Source organism: Wenzhouxiangella psychrophila, assembly GCF_042310375.1.
Classification (GTDB): Bacteria; Pseudomonadota; Gammaproteobacteria; order Xanthomonadales; family Wenzhouxiangellaceae; genus Wenzhouxiangella.
Genome location: NZ_JBHJMQ010000003.1, coordinates 57269 through 76143, shown reverse-complemented (window position 1 = coordinate 76143; position 18875 = coordinate 57269). Strand labels below are relative to the sequence as shown.

Annotated in this window: 19 protein-coding genes; 10 read left to right on the top strand and 9 right to left on the bottom strand. The window is 63.0% G+C overall.

From position 1 onward, the window contains the following. Positions 1-14: 14 nt before the first annotated feature. Positions 15-1295: a PQQ-dependent sugar dehydrogenase gene (locus ACDC66_RS05065; RefSeq protein ID WP_376695599.1), complete on the top strand. Its 1281-nt coding sequence runs from the start codon at positions 15-17 to the stop codon at positions 1293-1295. 40 nt (positions 1296-1335) lie between these two features. Here the strand turns inward: ACDC66_RS05065 and ACDC66_RS05060 are convergent, their stop codons facing one another. The 3 genes from ACDC66_RS05060 to argS are packed head-to-tail and all read right to left on the bottom strand — an operon-like array spanning position 1336 to position 4758. Continuing rightward, entirely contained in the window at positions 1336-2460 is a 1125-nt protein-coding gene (locus ACDC66_RS05060; RefSeq protein WP_376695598.1) for a patatin-like phospholipase family protein, read from the bottom strand. Then, positions 2457-2999, bottom strand: a complete 543-nt coding sequence (locus tag ACDC66_RS05055; protein WP_376695597.1) for an SPOR domain-containing protein — start codon at positions 2997-2999, stop codon at positions 2457-2459. The genes ACDC66_RS05060 and ACDC66_RS05055 overlap by 4 nt, the downstream gene beginning before the upstream one ends. Position 3000: 1 nt before the next feature. Continuing rightward, a complete protein-coding gene (gene argS, locus ACDC66_RS05050; RefSeq protein WP_376695596.1) occupies positions 3001-4758 on the bottom strand; it encodes an arginine--tRNA ligase in 1758 nt (585 codons plus the stop codon). 296 nt (positions 4759-5054) lie between these two features. Here argS and ACDC66_RS05045 point away from each other — a divergent pair, with 296 nt between their 5' ends. Together ACDC66_RS05045 and ACDC66_RS05040 are read left to right on the top strand one after the other, a co-directional pair. Then, on the top strand, positions 5055-5603 hold the full coding sequence (locus ACDC66_RS05045) for a gamma carbonic anhydrase family protein (protein ID WP_376695595.1): 549 nt from the start codon (positions 5055-5057) through the stop codon (positions 5601-5603). Then, entirely contained in the window at positions 5600-6439 is an 840-nt protein-coding gene (locus tag ACDC66_RS05040; protein ID WP_376695594.1) for an aldo/keto reductase, read from the top strand. The genes ACDC66_RS05045 and ACDC66_RS05040 overlap by 4 nt, the downstream gene beginning before the upstream one ends. A 337-nt stretch (positions 6440-6776) precedes the next feature. On the opposite strand, the gene ACDC66_RS05035 is transcribed toward ACDC66_RS05040, so the two are convergent. Both ACDC66_RS05035 and ACDC66_RS05030 read right to left on the bottom strand, forming a co-directional pair. Beyond that, on the bottom strand, positions 6777-7562 hold the full coding sequence (locus ACDC66_RS05035) for a slipin family protein (protein ID WP_376695593.1): 786 nt from the start codon (positions 7560-7562) through the stop codon (positions 6777-6779). A 12-nt stretch (positions 7563-7574) separates the two neighbouring features. Beyond that, complete coding sequence (locus tag ACDC66_RS05030) at positions 7575-9077, bottom strand: NfeD family protein (RefSeq protein ID WP_376695592.1); 1503 nt, start codon at positions 9075-9077, stop codon at positions 7575-7577. A 126-nt stretch (positions 9078-9203) separates the two neighbouring features. Between ACDC66_RS05030 and ACDC66_RS05025 the strand changes: the two genes are divergently transcribed. Further along, the gene (locus tag ACDC66_RS05025) at positions 9204-9617 is read left to right on the top strand and encodes a hypothetical protein (RefSeq protein WP_376695591.1); all 414 of its coding nucleotides are present in this window, start codon (positions 9204-9206) and stop codon (positions 9615-9617) included. A gap of 9 nt (positions 9618-9626) precedes the next feature. Here the strand turns inward: ACDC66_RS05025 and ACDC66_RS05020 are convergent, their stop codons facing one another. Both ACDC66_RS05020 and ACDC66_RS05015 read right to left on the bottom strand, forming a co-directional pair. Continuing rightward, on the bottom strand, positions 9627-10412 hold the full coding sequence (locus tag ACDC66_RS05020) for an ABC transporter permease (RefSeq protein WP_376695590.1): 786 nt from the start codon (positions 10410-10412) through the stop codon (positions 9627-9629). Continuing rightward, entirely contained in the window at positions 10409-11332 is a 924-nt protein-coding gene (locus ACDC66_RS05015) for an ABC transporter ATP-binding protein (protein ID WP_376695589.1), read from the bottom strand. The genes ACDC66_RS05020 and ACDC66_RS05015 overlap by 4 nt, the downstream gene beginning before the upstream one ends. A gap of 141 nt (positions 11333-11473) precedes the next feature. Here ACDC66_RS05015 and ACDC66_RS05010 point away from each other — a divergent pair, with 141 nt between their 5' ends. The 4 genes from ACDC66_RS05010 to ACDC66_RS04995 all read left to right on the top strand — a co-directional run bounded on the left by ACDC66_RS05010 (position 11474) and on the right by ACDC66_RS04995 (position 15880). Continuing rightward, positions 11474-12910 carry an alpha/beta hydrolase gene (locus tag ACDC66_RS05010; RefSeq protein ID WP_376695588.1) on the top strand — a complete coding sequence of 479 codons (1437 nt, stop codon included), beginning with the start codon at positions 11474-11476 and terminating at the stop codon, positions 12908-12910. Continuing rightward, complete coding sequence (locus ACDC66_RS05005; protein ID WP_376695587.1) at positions 12907-13647, top strand: ABC transporter ATP-binding protein; 741 nt, start codon at positions 12907-12909, stop codon at positions 13645-13647. Before ACDC66_RS05010 ends, ACDC66_RS05005 begins: the two co-directional genes overlap by 4 nt. Further along, positions 13644-14813, top strand: coding sequence for an ABC transporter permease (locus tag ACDC66_RS05000; protein ID WP_376695586.1), 1170 nt, complete (start codon positions 13644-13646; stop codon positions 14811-14813). The genes ACDC66_RS05005 and ACDC66_RS05000 overlap by 4 nt, the downstream gene beginning before the upstream one ends. 74 nt (positions 14814-14887) lie before the next feature. Further along, entirely contained in the window at positions 14888-15880 is a 993-nt protein-coding gene (locus ACDC66_RS04995) for a Vgb family protein (RefSeq protein ID WP_376695585.1), read from the top strand. A gap of 205 nt (positions 15881-16085) precedes the next feature. Here the strand turns inward: ACDC66_RS04995 and ACDC66_RS04990 are convergent, their stop codons facing one another. Together ACDC66_RS04990 and ACDC66_RS04985 are read right to left on the bottom strand one after the other, a co-directional pair. Further along, complete coding sequence (locus ACDC66_RS04990) at positions 16086-16856, bottom strand: DUF1295 domain-containing protein (protein ID WP_376695584.1); 771 nt, start codon at positions 16854-16856, stop codon at positions 16086-16088. 176 nt (positions 16857-17032) lie between these two features. Further along, positions 17033-17191 (bottom strand): hypothetical protein, encoded by a 159-nt coding sequence (locus ACDC66_RS04985; protein ID WP_376695583.1) that lies wholly within the window; start codon positions 17189-17191, stop codon positions 17033-17035. 199 nt (positions 17192-17390) lie between these two features. On the opposite strand from ACDC66_RS04985, the gene ACDC66_RS04980 reads away from it, so the two are divergent. Together ACDC66_RS04980 and ACDC66_RS04975 are read left to right on the top strand one after the other, a co-directional pair. Next, positions 17391-18287, top strand: a complete 897-nt coding sequence (locus tag ACDC66_RS04980) for a DMT family transporter (RefSeq protein ID WP_376695582.1) — start codon at positions 17391-17393, stop codon at positions 18285-18287. Positions 18288-18328: 41 nt separating this feature from the next. Continuing rightward, positions 18329-18745 (top strand): hypothetical protein, encoded by a 417-nt coding sequence (locus ACDC66_RS04975; protein WP_376695581.1) that lies wholly within the window; start codon positions 18329-18331, stop codon positions 18743-18745. Positions 18746-18875: the final 130 nt, after the last annotated feature.

The window sequence follows — 18875 nt, the reverse complement described above, 5'->3', positions numbered from 1 at the left end:
GCCCGGGTGAACCCATGCCTATTCAACGCTACCTGCTTCTCTGCCTGACCTTTCTCGCCGCCGGGGCCGCCGCCCAGATCCCCCCCGACGTGACCCTGGAGTCGGCTTTCAACGGCGAATCCTTTGCAACACCCGTCGCATTGCGCCATGCCGGTGACGGAAGCGGGCGCAAGTTCGTGGTCGAACGCGGCGGCACGATTCACGTCGTCGACGCTTCCGGTAACAAGCTGCCAACGCCATTCCTGAACAGTTTCGAACACGCCGTGGACCTGTCCGGTGAAGGTGGCCTGCTGGGCCTGGCATTCCATCCGGACCACGCGAGTAACGGCCGGTTCTACGTCTACTACACCTGGGACAACGGCACCGGAATGATCAGCCGCATCGCCGAGTTCACCGTCAGCGATGGCAATAACAACGTGGCCGATCCGGCCAGCGAGCGCGTGATCCTGGAAATCCCCCAGGACTTCAGCAACCACAATGGTGGCGACCTGCACTTCGGCCCCGACGGCTACTTGTGGATCGGCCTGGGCGACGGCGGCAGCGGCAATGATCCCTGCAACCGGGCACAGACCCTCGATCCGGCTGACCTGGTGACCGAGTGCGGCAGCCACGAGACCACCGCGGAAAAAGCGTTGCTGGGCAAGATGCTGCGCATCGACGTCGACTCCACCACCGCTGCCGGCCCCAACAACCTATGCGCGGCTTCCGGCGATGGTTCGGCCGCCTATGCCGTGCCCGGAAACAATCCTTACGCCGGCCAAGCTAACCACTGCGGTGAAATATGGGCTTACGGTTTTCGTAACCCCTACCGTTTCAGTTTCGATCGCGCCACCGGAGATGTCTGGATCGGCGACGTCGGCCAGAACACCTGGGAGGAAATCGACCTGGAACGGGCCGGCAACTCCGGCGGCGACAATTACGGCTGGAAGCTCTGCGAGGCCAGCTACGAGCGCGGCTCGACCACGCAGGAATGCACGTTGACGCCACATCATGCGCCGGTCCACGAATATCCCAACGCCGGCGACAACTGTTCAGTCACCGGCGGCTATCGCTACCGCGGCCCGATCCCTTCGCTGGAAGGCCGCTACGTTTTCGGCGACTACTGTAGCGGCCGGGTGTGGTTTGCCGAAGAGGTGGGTGCCGGCGATTGGGAAGTGCTTGAATTCGACACTCTGGGCTTCGGCCTGGTCGGATTTGGCGAGGACGAAGTCGGCAACCTCTATCTCACTCGAAGCGACGGCAGCGTACTGGTGTTCGACAGCCAAATCTTCGCCGATCGATTCGAGCAAGAGTGAAACAACGGTAAGGCCCGGGACTTTCGGGTCAAGTGCCAAATCAGTCCGCGCCCAATAGCACCCGTATGCGCTCTTCCTCGGCCAGGCCGTCGCGGTAGCCCAGGTCGATGAGTTCGCGGCAGTACTCCGCCTCGAACAGCAGGTAGCTCGCCAGCCGGCTGCCGCCCCAGGCGCCCACGCCCTTGAGCAGGGTGCGCACGCTGGCCGGAACGCGGTGACGGTGACGCATCGCGATTTCCCGGACGTCTCTCGAAGGCTGGATCAGCAGCGTCTCGATCGGCCGCAGGCCAGTCAGGTCACGACCCTCGTCGGGCACCTGTTCGAGGGTGCGGTTGATTCGCTCGAGCCGTGCCAGGTCGTTGTTGAGATAGTCCATGAAGATGACGTCGAGCAGGTAGGCGCCGATATCGCCGAGCGAGGGATAACGCACGTCCTCGGCGGGTTCCGGGTCGGGGCGCTCATCGCGTGTGCCGATGATCAACATGCGCTCGGCGCCCATGCGGATCGGCGGGCTCAGCGGGGTGGTGTGGCGCATGCCGCCGTCGCCGAAGTACTCATGTCCGATACGCGTGGCCGGAAACAGCAGCGGCAGAGCCGAACTCGCCAGCAGGTGATCGGGGTGAATGGCCGCACGGCGGCCGATGCGCTTGCCCTTCTGCCATCCCTCGATCGATTCCCCCGCCTGGAAAAACGTCACGGCGCGCCCGGACGTGTAGCCGGAGGCGGTCACCATCAGGGCCTTCAGCAATCCGCTTTCCACGGCCCGCTCGATACCTGCCACATCCAGTTCGCGCGCGAGCAGCTGTCCCAGCGGTTGATTGTCGAGCAGCGATCTCGGATTGCCCACACCGAGGCCGCCGAGTGTCATCGAGGCAAGCCATTGCAGGCCGCAACCCAGGTTGTGCAGCCAGCCGGTGCGATAGATGTGGTGGCAGCGGAAATTTCCCCAGAAGTGTTCCAGCCGCATCGCACCGTCGGCAAAGTCCTCGGCATGGCTGGCCATGACCGCGGCGTTGATCGCACCCGCGGACGTGCCGGTAATGATCGGAAAAGGCGTTCTGCGGTCTGGGAGCAGTTCGGCCACGGCCTTGAGTACGCCCACCTGGTAGGCGCCGCGCGCGCCACCGCCGGGCAGGACCAGGGCCGCATGCGAGTCGGCCGTCATCCGCCCTTGAGCACCATGGCCTCGAAGCCGTTGTCGACGAGCCGCCGCCGGGCACCGTCGGCCTCACGCGCACTGTCGAAGGGCCCCACGCGCACACGGTGCCAGGTCACGTCGTCGACGGTGACCGACTGCACCCTGGCCTCCAGCCCCAGCAGGGTCACCTTGGCGCGCTGGCTCTCGGCATCCTCGCCGGAGCGGAATGAGCCGACCTGCAGGACGTAGGGTCCCTGGCTGGCCGCCTCGCTGTCTCGCTCACGCGCGCGCTCGGCGATTTCTTCCTGGGGCACGACCACTTCCCGCTCGGGCAGGACGGTAAAGAAGTCGTACTGGCGGCTACGCTCGCCGGCCACTTCCTCGGCAATCGGTGGTTCATCGCGGCCGGATGGCTGTGCCGTTTCCTGGCCATCGTCGCGCCCGGGCAGATAACCGCCCAGCCAGGCCAGCGTGGCGAGGACCAGCCCGCTAACCAGGCCGGCGCCGAAGGTAAGCAGCCCGCCGGCAGCTGCGGAACCGCTCCGTTTTGCCTGACGCCGGGCCACCCTACATTTCCTTCGGCGCGGACACGCCGATCAGGTCGAGACCGTTTCGCAGAACCTGACCGACCGCGGCCACCAGGTTGAGGCGGGCGTTGCGCAGGTCCTCGTCGTCGACCAGGAAGGGGGTCGCGTTGTACCAGGAGTGGAAAGCCCCGGCGAGGTCGTGCAGGTAGTGGGCGAGCACGTGCGGCGCCCGCTGGCGCGCGGCGGACTCGATCAGCTCCGGGAAGCGACCGACCATGCGCAGCAGTTCCTGCTCGTGCTCGGCCTCGAGGCGCTCGACGGCGACCTCCCCGATGGCCTGGTTGTGGCGAAGGCCGCGGCTGTCGAGTTCGCGGAAGACGCTCATGATGCGCGCGTGCGCATACTGGATGTAGTAGACGGGGTTTTCGTTGGCCCGGGACTTGGCCAGGTCGAGATCGAAGTCGAGGTGCTGTTCGTGCGAACGCATGACGTAGAAGTAGCGCGCCGCGTCGTTGCCCACCTCCTCGCGCAGCTCCCGAAGGGTCACGAAGCTGCCCGAACGGGTCGACATCTGCACCTTCTTGCCGCCGCGGTAGAGCACGGCGAACTGGACGAGCTGGAACTCCAGGCGATCGGGATCTTCGTCGAATCCGGCCGCGGCCGCCTTCAGGCGCGGCACGTAACCGTGATGGTCGGCGCCGAAGACATACAGGGAGGTACCACTGCAGCGGTCCAGCTTGTCGAGCAGGTAGGCCACATCGGAGGCGAAATAGGTGGTGCGGCCGTTTTCGCGCACCACCACGCGATCCTTGTCGTCGCCGAGCTCGGTGGCCTTGAACCAGGTCGCGCCATCCTTTTCATAGAGCCAGCCTTGCCGATCGAGCTTTTCCAGGGCACGCGCCAGCGCCCCGCTCGATTCCAGTTCACGCTCGGAAAACCAGCGCTCGAACTTGACGCCGAATGCGGCCAGGTCGCCACGAATGTCTTCGACCATGGTCTCGAGGGCGGCCTTGAAGCAGGCCTCGTAACCTTGCTCGCCGAGCAATTCCCGGGCGCGGGCAATCAGCGCGTCGACGTGCTTTTCCGAGTCACCATCCGGGGCGTCTTCGGGAAGGCCCTCGGCGACCCTCATGCCCGGATGACGAAGATCGTCGCCGTGGCGCTCACGCACTTCGCGCGCGATATCGTAGATGTAATCGCCGCGATAACCGTTGTCCGGAAAGCCGACTTTTTCGCCGCTGAGTTCAAGATAGCGAAGCCAGACCGAGACGGCCAGGATATCCATCTGGCGACCGTGGTCATTGACGTAATACTCCCGGTGCACACGATGGCCGGCGGCCCCGAGAATGCCGGCCAGGCTGGCGCCATATGCGGCTCCACGCCCGTGCCCGACGTGGAGCGGGCCGGTCGGGTTGGCACTGACGAATTCGATCAGGATGTCCTCGCGGCTGCCCTCGGGCGCGCGGCCGTAGCGGTCGCCCTGGGCCAGGATGTCGCGCAGCACCACCTTGAGATAGTGGCTGCTGGCGAAGAAGTTGAGAAAACCGGGGCCGGCCACTTCCACCCGCGCTACGCGCTTGGAAGAGGGCAGACGCTCCCGGAGCTTCTCGGCCAGTTCACGTGGTGGCATGGAGGCCGGTTTGGCCAGTACCATTGCGATATTGCTCGCGTAGTCGCCGTGGCTGCGATCGCGGGTGTGTTCGATCTCGATGGCGGGGGCGATATCCGCGGGCAGCTGGCCCTCGCGTTTGAGATAGCCCAGGGCCTGGCTGATCAATTCCTCGATGTGGGCGCGCATGTTTTGCCAAACTGCGGAAACAGCAGGTATTGTAACGAGGCCCGGGGGCATTGTGACCGCAAGGTTATCCACAGAGCCTGTGGAAAAGTATGTGAACAAGTCCGGGAAGAAGGCGCCGAAGGCCTGTCATCGCCGGAAAGGGAGCAGATTGGGCAGTTTTTCGGCACTCAAATAAAACGTTGTTAATCAATGCCTTAAAACAAGATCATAGACTCAGGAGCAGTTAAAGCGCGTTAAACCACTGTTTCTTTTACAGCGGGATGACGATGTGCATAAGATCGCGAGGGAATCACGCCGTGAATCGCAACCTACGGGCCTGGCAGGGCTCGAAACCCACTCTCGGAGAACGCGTCTGGATCGACCCGGCCGCAAGCGTCATCGGCCAGGTCGAACTGGCCGATGACGTCTCGATCTGGCCCGGCGCAGTCCTTCGCGGCGACGTGAACGTCATCCGGGTCGGCACGCGCACCAATATCCAGGACGGTGCGATCTGCCACGTCACCCACGACGGCCCCTACACGCCGGGCGGCCTGCCGCTGGAGCTGGGAGCCGACATCACGGTCGGTCACGGTGCCATCCTGCACGCCTGCAGTATCGGTGATCGCTGCCTGATCGGCATGGGTGCGCTGGTGCTCGACGGCGCCAGGATCGCTCCGGATGTGATGCTTGCCGCCGGCAGCCTGGTCAGCCCCGGCAAGGAGTTGTCCTCGGGCTGGCTGTATCGGGGGCGCCCGGCCGAAGCGGCTCGCGAGCTGTCCGAGCGCGAGCTGGAAATGCTGCGCTATTCGGCACACCACTACGTGCGCCTGAAAGACCGCTATCTGGAAGAAGGGGAAAACTCATGAACGATGTGCCGACAATCGCGGCAAACGGCGTCAACATGCCCGCCCTGGGCTTCGGCACTTTCGAGCTCGACGAAGCGACGGTGGAGGAAATCCTGCCGCACGCCCTCGAGCTGGGCTACCGCCACATCGACACGGCCCAGATTTACCGCAACGAATCGGCGGTCGGTCGCGCCATCAAGCGCGTGGGGTTGCGCCGCGAGGACCTGTTCATTACCACCAAGGTGTGGGTCGACCAGTACGAACCGTCGGCGCTGATCCGCTCGGTTCAGGGCAGCCTCAAGCGGCTTCAGACCGATTACGTGGACCTGCTGTTGCTGCACTGGCCGGTGTTCGGCGGTCACGGGATGAATCCCACGCTCGAAGCGCTGATGCGCGCCCGGCGCGACGGCCTGACCCGCCAGATCGGGATCAGCAATTTCACCATCGATCAGACCGAACAGGCCGTGGCTTTTTGCGGCGAGGGCCAGCTGGCCACCAACCAGGTCGAATACCACGTTTACCTGGGCCAGGACAGGCTGCGCCGGGTACTGGCTCGCCACAACCTCATCCTGACCGCCTACATGCCGCTGGCCAAGGCGCGCACGGTCAATGACCCGGTTTTGTGGGACATCGGCGAGCAGTACGGCAAGACGGCCGCGCAGGTCGCGCTGCGCTGGTTGGTCGAGCAGGATCGGGTTGCCGCCATTCCGGCCACTTCCAATCCGCACCACGCGGCAACCAACTTCGACATCTTCGACTTCCAGCTCAGCGAGGCCGACCAGGAGCGTATCGCCGGTCTGGAGAAAAAGCGTCGTATCTGCAAGCCGGATGCACTGTCACCCGAGTGGGATGACTGAGGCCAGCCAACGGCGACCCGCCGACGGCGCTGACTTTTCAACTGCGCCTTGAAGCTGGATCGATTGGCCATGCGGCCGATGGCTTCAGGGCTACTAAATGTCCAAGTACCAAGCACCAATTCTCAAACAAGGACCAATGTTTCAATGTCCGAATGATCGAAACATGACCTCAGGCATTCGAAGCGCCCCGATTCGTTTTGGTCATTGAAAATTCGGTCATTGAGATTTGTTTGTGAATTGGTGCTTGGAAATTGAGAATTTCCAGGCCGGGCCATTGCCGAAGCGTTAACGGGTCCCCTAAATCGGGAACCCGAACAACCCCGCGGGCATCGCCCTTTCAGTCCTTCTTCTTCTCGCCGCCGAGAGCATCCATCACGCCCAGGAAGGGCTTCACGAAGTCGAGCGGCATCGGGAAGATGATGGTCGAGTTCTGCTCGCCGCCAATCTCGGTCAGGGTCTGCATGTAGCGCAGCTGCAGCGCGCCCGGGGCCTCGGCAAGCTTGGCGGCAGCCTCGACCAGCTTTTCTGACGCCTGCTGTTCACCATCGGCGTGGATCACCTTGGCGCGACGCTGGCGTTCGGCCTCGGCCTGCTTGGCGATAGCGCGAATCATCGACTCGTCGAGGTCGACGTGCTTGATCTCGACGTTGCTCACTTTCACGCCCCAACCGTCCGTCTGACGATCGAGAATCTCCTGGATATCCGCGTTGAGCTTGTCGCGCTCGGCCAGCATTTCGTCGAGTTCGTGCTTGCCCAGCACCGAGCGAAGGGTCGTCTGGGCCAGTTGGCTGGTCGCGTCCATGAATCGCTCGACGTTGATGACCGCCTTTTCCGGATCGATCACGCGGTAGTAGACCACCGCGTTGACCTTGACCGAGACGTTGTCCTGCGAGATCACGTCCTGGGTCGGCACGTCCATGACGACGGTGCGCAGGTCGACGCGCACCATCTGCTGGACGAAGGGAATGACGATGATCAGGCCCGGCCCCTTGACCATGTAGAAGCGACCGAGCGTGAAGATCACGCCGCGTTCGTACTCGCGCAGGATCTTGATCGTGTTGGCAACCAGCAGGACCAGCAGGACCAGGCCGGTGCCGAGAAAAGAAATATAGTCGAGACTCATGGCGTCGCTCCTCTAGGAAGATTCGGTGGGTCGTACTTTCAGGACCAGGCCTTCAATGGCGATGACTTCGACCGTCTGGCCCTTCGCAATCGCGTGTTCGGATCGAGCGCTCCAGTCCTCCCCCTCGAGGTGGACGCGTCCCTCACCGTCGCGAAAATCACTGATTGCCTCGGCAAGGTGGCCGGGCAGCGCCTCGCGCCCGGCGGTTTGCGGCCGCCGGAAGGCCTTCGCGGCGAAGTAGATGATGGCCAGAAACACCAGCGCCGAGGCCAGGCCCATGGCAGCGATGATCCCGGTGTTGATGCCCATGCCGGGGATGTCGCTGTCCATGAGGATGATCGAGCCGACGACCACGGCGGCCACGCCGCCAATTCCGAGGATGCCCAGCGAGGGCACGAACAACTCCACGGCGATCAACGCGAAGCCGAGCAGCATCAAGGCCAGCCCGACATAGTTCACCGGCAGAATCTGGAAGGCATAGAGCGCCAGCAACAGGCAGATGCCGCCGATGACGCCCGGCACCAGCGCACCCGGGTTGTAGCCTTCCAGGATCAGGCCGTAGATGCCGATCATCAGCAGGAGGTAGGCCAGAGTGGGGTTGGTCAGCACGCTCAGGAATCGGTTGCGCCAGTCTGGCTCCTTCTCGACGATCTCCGCTCCGGCGGTGCTCAAGATGAGGGGGCCGGAGGCCATCCGTACCTCGCGACCATCGATGGTCTCGAGCAGCGAAGGAATATCCGGACTGACCAGGTCGATGACGTTCATCTCGGCGGCCTGCGATGAGGTGAGGCTGACCGCTTCGCGCACCGCCCGTTCGGCCCAGTCGGCATTGCGGCCGTGTCGCTCGGCCAGGCCACGGATGTAGGCGACGGCGTCCTCCACGGCTTTTCTGCTCATCGCGTCGTCGGGTTGTGATCCACCGGACGCTTCCCCGGAGTCGGTCTGTTCGTCGGCTTCGGACGAATCCTCTGCCGAGTCTTCTCCATTCTCGTCGGAAGACTGCTCTTCCTCTTCGAGCGCATCACGCGCCCGCTCCATGGGCGAGGCTGGCTCTTCCTGGTCGCCTCCGCCGCCACCACCGCCGATTTGCACGGGCGTGGCCGCCCCCAGGTTGGTCGACGGCGCCATCGCCGCGATGTGACTGGCGTAGAGCATGTAGGTTCCCGCGCTGGCCGCACGCGCACCGGGCGGTCCGACCCAGGTCGCCACCGGCACCCGGGCATTGAGCATCTTCTTGATCATGTCGCGCATCGACGCATCCAGGCCGCCGGGCGTGTCCATGCGCAACACCACCAGGGCCGCGCCGGACGATTCGGCCTCCTCGATGCCGCGAACGACATAATCGCGAGTTGCCGGTCCGATAGCCCCTTCAACGTCGAGGACATGAACGACGGACGATTCCGAGTCAGCGGAATCCTGGGCCCAGGCCGCCAGGGTGAGCATGAACACGGCGGTCATCGTCAGCCACCGGCCGATACGCGATTCGCGATGCAATGAGCAGGTTTTGTTATTCATCACGAATTACATTAGACCCTTAAAGGCGTGATCGCAACGTGCGCACTTTGAATCGGCGCGTCAGCGCCCCAACCATCGACTACCAGTGATACCCAGCCAATCGATCAATCCGATCAGGAGAACAGCATGAACGAGAGCAGCATGCGAGAACAGTTGAGCATGGACGGCGACGCGCTTTATCGAGAAGAGACTTTCAGCGACCGTAGCGTGGGCACCATCCAGCGCCTGACGCCGGTGACTGCAGACGGCGATGATGATTCATCACGATCAGTGCGCTACATCGGCCAGACGCAGGTCATGAGCCCGGCCGGGGCGCTGCCGATTACCTTCGAGCTGGAAGTGGGCTCGCTATCCGAGGCCGTGGCCGGGTTCCCCGAAGCGGCGGAGAAGGCTGTTGAGGAGACGATCGAGGAACTCAAGCGCCTGCAGCGCGAGGCGCAATCGTCCATCACGGTCCCGGGCCAGGAAGGCGGCGGTCAGTTCGGCGGCATGGGCGGCATGGGCGGCCAGGGAAGCCCCGGCGGCGGCATCCAGATTTAGCGAGGGAGCCTACGTCCGAAGCCCCGTACCCCTGGACAGGAGCAGCAGGCTGACCGAACCCAGGATTGCGCCGAAGAGAAGGATCATGAAGTAGGCCAGCCCGAGCGACACGTCGGTAATGCCGAGCATCCCGTAGCGAAGCGCATTCACCATGTAGAGGATGGGATTGCCCAAGGCCACCTGCTCCCAGACGCCGGGTAGCAGGCCGACGGAGAAGAACACGCCGCCGAGGTAGGTCATCGGCTGCAGCACGAAGGTCGGGATGATGGCGATATCGTCGAATTTCTGCGCGTAGATGGCGTTGATGAAGCCACCGAGCGCAAAGACGATCGCCGTCAGCAGCAGGATCGACAGCGTCACTGCCATGTTGTGCATGTAAAAGCCGGAAAAGAAACCGGCCACCAGCCAGACCAGGAAGCCGACCACCAGGGCACGGAAAATGGCACCCGAGACATAGCCGGTCAGGATGATCCACGGGGGTAGCGGGCTGATCAGCAACTCCTCGATGTGCTTGCCGAACTTGGCGCCGAAAAACGAGCTGGTGATGTTGCCGTAGCTGTTGGTGATCACCGACAGCATGATCAGGCCCGGCACGATGAACTCCATGTAGTCGATGCCCCCCATCTCGCCCACGCGGCGGCCGATGATCGAACCGAAGATGACGAAGTACAACGTCATGGTGATCACGGGCGGAATCAGGGTCTGGGGCCAGATGCGCAGGATGCGCGTGACCTCCTTGATCAGGATGGTCTTGTAGCCGATCCAGTAGCTTTGCGCGGAAACTTCGATACTCATGCCGCATCCTCGTCGATGCCCACCAGGCGCATGAACAACTCCTCGAGGCGGTTGGCCTTGTTGCGCATGGAAATGACTTCCACGCCCTGTTCTTCGAGCACGCGGAATAGCCGGTTGAGGCTGCGCGACTTCGGAATACTGGCCTCGAGTGTGCTGGCATCGCGCTTGATGATTTCGATACCGTCGACCTCGGGAGCGGTCTCGATCGGTTCACGCAAATCGAGCACGAAGGTCTCGACCTGGAGCTTGCCCAGCAGATGCTTGATCGAGGTGTTCTCGATGATGTCGCCGTGGTCGATGATCGCCACGTTGTGGCAAAGGTTTTCGGCTTCTTCCAGGTAGTGGGTCGTGAGAATGACGGTTGTGCCGGCCGCGTTGATCTCGGAGATGAATTTCCACATGGAACGCCGAATCTCGATATCGACCCCGGCGGTAGGCTCGTCGAGAATCAGCAGCTTCGGCTCATGCACCATCGCCCGGGCGATCATCAGGCGCCGCTTCATGCCGCCGGAGAGCTGGCGCGACGGACCGAAGGCCTTGTCCCAGAGGCTGAGCTTCTTGAGATAGTACTCCGCGCGCTCGCGCGCCAGCCGGCGTGGCACCCCGTAGTATCCGCCCTGGTTGACGACGATATCGAAGGGCTTTTCGAACTGGTTGAAGTTGACTTCCTGCGGCACCAGGCCGATCTGTGCCATGGCACGGGAGCGATTCTTGCGAACGCTGATGTCGAACACCTTCGCCTCGCCGGAGGTGGCATTGACCAGCGAGCTGACGATGCCGATCAGGGTCGACTTGCCGGCTCCGTTGGGGCCGAGCAGGGCAAAGAAATCCCCTTCCTTTACCGTCAGGTTCACGCCCCTCAGGGCGACAACGTCGTTTCGGTAGACCTTCCTGAGGTCGCGAACTTCCAGCGCATTCATGACAATCTATTGGTTTCGAGCGATCAACAGGGCAGAATAGCAGGCTGATCCCGGCCTGTCGTGCCGGGCTATTCACATTTTGGGTCCAATCACGTGGGAATCAAATTCGGATTTCAATCGGTTGTTTGCGCCATTCTGTGCATGCTGGCCTCAGCGCCCGCAGCAGCCGAGGCTGATCAGGCCAAGGATCGCTGGGGCAACCTGAACAAGTGTGAGCTCTCGGCGGCCGGCGGGCGGCTGACCGCCAGCGCGCTTTGCGGCACGCTCAGCGTGCCGGAAAACCCCGAACAGCCGGAAGGCCGGCAGCTGGAACTTGCGTTTGCCGTCAAGCAGGCCCGGGCCAGTAACGCGCTGGCCGACCCGGTCGTATTCCTGGCCGGCGGTCCGGGACAGTCGGCGCGCGACGCGTTGCCGATCGTGCAATCGGCACTGCGCGAGCTCAATCGCGAGCGCGATCTGATCTTCCTCGACCAGCGCGGCACCGGCGGTTCGAACGCGCTGGAATGCAGCTTCGACGACCAGGGCGAGCTTTGGCTGGAACCCGACTGGGACGAGGTCAACCAGCAGTTGCGCAACTGCCTCGATGAATGGGATGCGGACGTTCGCCTCTACACGACCCCCCAGGGTGCGGCCGACCTGGAGGCCCTGCGTAAAGCCTACGGTTTCGAGTCGCTCAACCTCGTTGGGGGCTCCTACGGCACCCGCATGGCCCAGGTCTACCTGCGCAACTACCCGGAGCGCGTTCGCAGCGTAGTACTCGACGGTGTTGTGCCCACGCGACTGGCCCTTGGATCCGAGCACGCCGTGATGCTCGACCGCGCGCTCGAAAAACTGTTCGGGGACTGCTCGAACGATGATGACTGCGCCGCCACGTTCCCCCGTCTGAGTGAAGCCTTTGCCGAGCTCAAGGCGCGCTATCGGGAGGACGGTCCGGATATCGTCGTCACGCATCCCCGCACCGGCGAAGGCATCGACCTGCGCTTCACCCGCGATGTGCTGGCCGGGGCGCTGCGGTTTCTCGCCTACAACCCGGAATCTCAAATGATGATTCCCTACCTGGTGCACGAGGCGGCCAGCACGGGCAGCCCGGCGCGGCTGGCGAGCCAGGCGATGATCGTCTCAGATCAAATGAACGACATGATCGCGATCGGGCTGAATTTCGCCGTCGGCTGCAGCGAGGATTGGCCGGTCTGGCCAAAAGACGTCGATCAGTCCGAAACCCTGCTGGGCGACAGCATGACCGAGATCTACGAGCAGGTCTGCGACTGGTGGCCGGTCGGTGATACACCCGCCGATTTCCACCAGCCCTTCGACGCCGACGTGCCGGTGCTGTTGCTGTCCGGCGAGCTCGACCCGGTCACACCGCCGGAATACGGTGAGGAGGCCGCCGAGCAATATTCCGACAGCCGCCACCTGGTGGCGGACGGCCGCGGGCATATCGTGCTGACCAACCCCTGCATGAGCTCGATCGCTACGGAGTTCGTGCGCGAGGCCAGCATGGGCGGGCTCGACATCGAGTGCATGGACCGCATTGGCCACGAACCCTTTTTCCTCGACCTGCTCGGACCGGCGCCATGATCGAAGCCAACAATCTCCGCAAGACCTTCAACAAGGGCAAGGTCGTTGCCGTCGACAACATCAGCTTTACCGCTCGCGACGGTGAGATCACGGGCCTGCTCGGCCCCAACGGCGCGGGCAAGACCACCACGCTGCGCATGCTCTATACCCTGCTGAGCCCGGAGTCGGGCCACATGCGCGTCGACGGGATCGACCCGCAGGAGCAGCCGCTTTCGATCAAGCGCGCGCTCGGGGTCGTTCCGGATTCGCGCGGTCTCTACGACCGTCTGACCGCGCGCGAAAACATCCGCTACTACGGCAAGCTGCACGGGCTGGGAAAGGCCGACATCGAGCGCCGCATCGACGAGATGGTCGGCATCCTGGGGATGGACGAGTTCATTGACCGTCGCACCACCGGTTTCTCCCAGGGCCAGCGCGTCAAGGTCGCCATCGCCCGGGCATTGATTCACGACCCGCGCACCGTATTGCTCGATGAGCCCTCCAACGGACTCGATGTGATGACCACTCGCGCGCTGCGCGAATTCCTGCGCCAGTTGAAAGCGAAGGGCTGCTGCGTGGTTTTATCGACGCACATCATGCAGGAGGTCGCCGCCCTGTGCGATCGCATCGTCATCATCGCCGACGGCAAGGTAGCCGCCGAAGGCACGGCCGACGAACTGCTGGCCCGCTCGGGTGAGGCCAACCTCGAAGACGCCTTCGTCAAACTCATCGGATCCGCCGAAGGACTGCTCGCATGAACGCCGTTTTCTTCAAGGAACTGCTCGACAATTTCCGAGACCGGCGGGTCATCCTCAACACCCTGGTCATCGGCCCGCTGATGGGGCCGGTGATCTTCGCAGTCATGATTTCCTTCATGGCCAGCCAGGCGGCCGAGCGCGCGGAGTCCCAGCTCGAACTGCCCGTCATCGGCGCCGAAAATGCCCCCAACCTGGTTGGCTTTCTTGAGCGTCGAGGCGTGCAGATCGAGGAGCCGCCGGAAGAGCCCGAGGCCGCCGTGCGCAATGAGGACGAGGAAGTCATCCTGCGCATCGGCCCGGACTTCGCCGAGCACTGGGAAGCGGGCCGGCCGGCCACCGTGGAGATCATTGCCGACCAGTCACGGCGCTACACCGGCACCACAATCAGCCGGGTGCGCTCCTACCTCAACGGCTACAGCCAACAGATCAGCCAGTTACGGCTGCAGTTGCGGGGTGTGCATCCGGAAGTCACCCGGCCGATCAACGCCAAGGTCACCGACTTGTCCACGCCCGAATCACGCGGCGGCGCCGTGCTGGCCTTCCTGCCTTACTTCATCCTGATCACGGTGTTCATGGGCTCCATGCACATGGCCATCGACACCACCGCCGGCGAGCGCGAACGCAAATCGCTCGAGCCGCTGCTGATCAATCCGCTGCCGCGCTGGCAGATCATGACCGGCAAGCTCTGCGCGACGACTTTCTTTGCGCTTGCCACCCTGGCACTGGGTCTCGTGGCTTTCGTCTACGCCATGGGCTTCCTCCCCGTTGCCGCCATGGACGTGGCACTCAACCTCGATTTCCGGGTTGCCGCACTGGCCTTCCTGCTGGTCGCCCCCGCCGCCCTTCTGGCCGCCGCGCTCCTGACCATCCTGGCCTCGTTCGCCAAGAGCTTCCGCGAGGCGCAGAGCTACATGGGCATGGTCGTCCTCATTCCCATGATCCCGAGCTTCTGGATCCTGATCGATCCCAGCCGAGCCGAGACCTGGATGACACTGATCCCGCTTCTGAGCCAGAACGTGCTGATACTCGAGCTGGTCCGCGGCGAAGCGGTCAACTGGGCCTGGTTCGGACTGTCCATTGGCACGACCTCGGCACTGGCCGGCCTCCTGGCCGCAGTGGCCGGCACGCTCTACAACCGGCCAAAGCTGATCTTCACGTCGGGGTAGGTCGATCGACTTGATTGTCCAGCCACGGGCGTGTGTATGATGGACCGATAGACGGAACTGGCAGGAGACCCGATATGCGCAACTTCCTGATTCCCTTGTTGATCGCCCTCATGAGCACCGGAGCGGTAGCGCAGGACGACGAGTCCGTTGCCGAAGTCGAAATCCGCGAATGGCAGGTTCCGTGGGAGTCCAGCCGCCCGCGGGATCCCGACGTCGCCGCGGACGACCGCATCTGGTTCGTCGGGCAGGGCGACGACTACGTTGCCGTTTTCGACCCGGATACGGAAGATTTCAAGCGATACGATCTGCCCGAGGGCGCCGGACCGCACAACGTGATCGTGACCGAAGACCAGGAGATCTGGTACGCGGGCAATCGCGCGGCACACCTGGGGAAGCTCGATCCGGAATCGGGCGATATCGAGCAGGTCGCAACCCCCGAAGAGCGCGCCGCCGATCCACACACCCTGATCGAGGACTCCAGCGGTCGGATCTGGTTCACTTCGCAGTGGAGCAATCACATCGGCCGCTACGACCGCGACAGCGGCGAAATCGAGCTGGTGGGCGTCAGTGAGAAGCGCTCACGGCCCTACGGCATCGTGCTCGACGACAATGACAACGCCTGGGTCGCCCTGTTCGGCACCAACAAACTGGGCCGCGTCGACGCCGAATCGTTCGAACTGACCGAGATTGAACTACCGCGCGAAGATGCGCGCCCACGACGCCTGGCTCTGACAGACACGGGACTTTATTACGGCGACTACAACAAGGGTTATCTGGGCCACCTTGATCCCGAAAGCCGGGAGATCACCGAGTGGCGCATGCCCGGAGAGGACAAGTCAGGGGCTTACGCCATGGCCGCCGACGACAAGGGCCGAGTCTGGTTCGTGGAAACCTGGCAGGATCCCAACCGCTTCGTCGGCTTCGATCCGGAAACGGAGTCTTTCTTCGCCATGGGCGAAGTCCCCAGCGGCGGCGGCACCGTGCGCCACATGGTCTTCGACGCCGAGACGAACAGCATCTGGTTCGGGACGGATACCAATTACCTCGGTCGGGCGGAGTTGCCCTGACGCGGGAGGTTGTCAGCCCTTGCAATCGTGTGCGGGGCGATTGGTCTTTCGTGAATAGAGAGAAGAAAATAGGGAAAAGAGCCAAGCGACAGTGGGTCGAGAGCTGTCTTTTCTATTTACTATTTACTATTCACTATTCACTAGTTACGAACAGCAAGAACGGCGCCCCGGCCACACAAAGCGCCCGCAAGCGCTCAAACCTAACCTATTCCTTCGGCGGCCACGGAACAAAGGGTGACGTCGTTCGCTGGTACTCCCGGTAGGCGTCGCCGCGCGATTTCAGCGACTGTTTCTCGGTGTAGGGTATCCCCGAAACGCGGTACAGGAACAACAGCATCACCACCGGCCCCAGCCAGGCCAGCCACTGGTGGGGCGCGCCCATGGCGACCAGCGGGTAGCTGAACCAGTGCAGCCATTCGAAGAAGTAGTTGGGATGGCGAGAATAGCGCCACAACCCGGCGCGGCAGACCTTGCCCCGATTCGCGGCATCGGCCTTGAAGGCGGCAAGCTGTCGGTCAGCCAGCGATTCTCCGGCCAGGCTGACAAACCAGATCGCGACGCCTGCGATCACCCAGCCATTGAGCGCGGGAGACGGATCATTGGCGACCACCCAGGCGGGCAGTGCGAACAACCAGGCGACGACCGCCTGCACCAGAAAGAAGAAGAAAAAGAACAGGTTTGCGCGTTGACCGAAGTGCGCTCGCATCGCCTGGTAACGCCCGTCCTCCTCATCCTGGGCGGCCAGGCGCCGGATCAGGTGAGCGGCGAGCCGCTTGGACCAAATGGCAGCCAGCAATACGGCCAGCAAGCGTTTTTCGACGGCCCCATCACCGACGACTGCAAAGGCAATCGCCTGCAGGCCGATCAACAGTGCCCACGCTGCATCCACCCAGTCGGCGCGTTTGGAGCGAATCTGCCACAGCCAGAGGACGAGCATGACGGCGCCACAGCCCAGTAAAGCGACCCATAATTCCATGTATTGATTGCCCTGGCAGCAATGCAGATTGCATTCAGGCTATGAGACTAGCAGACAAGCAAACGCCCACCGTGAAGGCGGGCGTCGGCATCCGGCCGATGCGGCTGGCCGGCTAGGCAGGTGCATCGAAATGCACCGCGGGTTCCCCTTCCCGAATTCTGGTCGGGTGCCGGCTTTCAGCCGGCGACAGCGCGCAGGTTCTGTTCCTGCTCCAGCTGCATCAGCCACTCGACGACGACTTCGTCGGCAAGCAGGTTGTCGAATCCTTTTTCGTCACCGTGGTCGGCCAGTTCCACGTCTTGTTCCTGTTCGGCGGCTCGGATTTGTTCTGCCATGGGTGGCACCTTGTGTCAGTATTTGCGTTCACTGACATACATGCAGGAGCCGTGCCAAACCGGGATAAACCGCCTTTTTTGCGTCTGACAAGTGTTTTTTGGGCAATTTCTACCCGACAAGTGACAGTTTTCGTCCACCGTCTGACATCCAGCGTCATTCGTGGGCACAATAGTCCGCCGCTGAGCCGCAATTCCCGCCATGCCCGCCCGTCATTTCGCTTTTCTGCTGTTTATCTGCCTGCTCTGGGCGGGCAATTTCCTTGCCGCCGCCTGGGCGGTCCGCATTCTCGAGCCGGTAACGTTCACGGTCGTGCGCTTCGCCCTGGTTCTGGTATTGCTCATCCCATTCCTTCGGGTGCCCCAGCGCGACCAGTGGTTGACCCTGCTGGCCTGCTGCTGGTGCATGGGGGCGATTCACTTCGGCCTGGTCTTTCTGGCGCTAGGGCGCTCGGAGGACGTTTCCTCGATTGCCTTGTTGATGCAGATTTACGTCCCGCTTGCGACCCTGATGGCGGTACTGCTGCTGGGCGAACGCATCGGCTGGCGCACCACCAGCGGCATTCTGGTCGCTTTCGGCGGCGTACTCGTCATGGGGCTGGATCCACTCGTCCTCGCACAGCTCGACGTCATGGCCCTGGTATTGTGCTCCGCCCTGTCGCTGGCGACCGGCACCATCCTGATGCGCCGGATCAAGGGGATCGGGGTTTTCAGCTTCCAGGCATGGAATGCATTGCTCTCGCTCCCGCCCCTGGGACTGCTTGCAATATTGCTTGAGACCCCGTCTGACGTAGTGCGTCTCACGACGGAAAGTCCGGAGGTCTGGTTCGCGGTCGCTTATTCGGCCGTGGCCGCCTCGATCATCGGCCACGGAGGCTTCTACTGGCTGATCCAGCGACACGAGGTCAACCGGATCACCCCCTATCTCCTGCTCGTGCCGATTCTCGCCGTCTTGCTCGGCATTCTGTTCTGGGGGGACCGGCCCGGGCCGCGCCTGCTCACGGGGGGCGCGCTGGTGCTCGGCGGCGTACTGTGGATCACGCTTCGTGCTCGCTGGCGCAGGCCCGGCAGGATCGACCCCACGCCACCGGCAAGTTAGAAGTTCAGAATGGGTTCAGTGGACGAGCGGATAATGCTGACATGAATCGTGTTCTCTCGATCTCCGGTTTCGCGCCCCTGATTCTTGGGGCCGCACTGATGGCCCTGATGGCCGGCAACGAAAGCCTGGCGCGCCCGCCGCTCGGCCAGCACGGCTGGCCGCCGTCAAGCGAGTATTTTCGTCTCGAGCACCCGCAGCATCGGCTGGCCTACTGGTACGCCAATGAATCCATGCGCCAGGCCCAGGAGGCCCGCGAGATGGTCTGCGGCTTTACCGGCCAGCGCTGGACCCTGGACTGGGAAGTTCATTACCGCTGGGCGCTGCGCGCCGCGCCGCGCCGCGCCTACCAGCGCGTGGAGGAGCGCGACCGTCACCTGACCACCTGCCGAGCCCGCAAGCTGCGCGATTACCAGCGAGAGCCCTATCGCCGCGATCCCGACGGCTATGGTCGCGGCTGACGAATTTCGTCACCCACCCCTGCAACGCATCAACGCCTTCAGACTCTCCACCTTCCTGCCGGATTGCCAGACTTGTTGGCATGTTCACATGATCATGTTAATGTAATAGCATGTTATTACATTGATCGGA